We start from the raw sequence: 456 nt of genomic DNA on the forward strand, positions 1-456 counted from the left end.
GGGGGGTGGCGGGGCGTCGTCGGTGTAGGCGGGCGGGGTGTCGGCGGGGGTGCTGTCGTCGCCGGGGCTGTAGGCGGGCGGCTCATCGGCCGCAGCGGGATCATCACGGTGGACACCGCCGCCTGTCTCTGAACCGTCGGCGGTGGTATCGGGTTCGGGTGCGGCGTCGGGCCGGCTCGTGGATACCTCGGCCTGAGGCGGGTCGAGGGTCGGATCCGGATCGGGTACCCCGCCCGGGTCGGTGTCGATGTCGAAGTCCGGGGCGTCCACGTTGTCCGCTGCGTCCGACGCTCCGCTGTCGCCGCCGTCCGGGCTGTTGCGTCCGCCGTCGGGGCTGTTGTCGGGCGCGCTTCCGGGGCCGTCGCCGCCGTTGCCCCCGTTGCCGTTGCCGTTGCCGTTGGTGGGGGTGGTGTCGTTGCTGGTGGTGGGGGGCGGAGTGGAGGTTTCGGGTGTCTC

General features: G+C 73.7%; 1 pseudogene. It reads right to left on the reverse strand.

Annotated elements, in window-relative coordinates:
- Window positions 1-456 (reverse strand): annotated as a pseudogene (locus RM446_RS24680) (hypothetical protein); the annotation flags it as partial.

This window comes from Streptomonospora wellingtoniae (genome assembly GCF_031845375.1).
Classification (GTDB): domain Bacteria; phylum Actinomycetota; class Actinomycetes; order Streptosporangiales; family Streptosporangiaceae; genus Streptomonospora; species Streptomonospora wellingtoniae.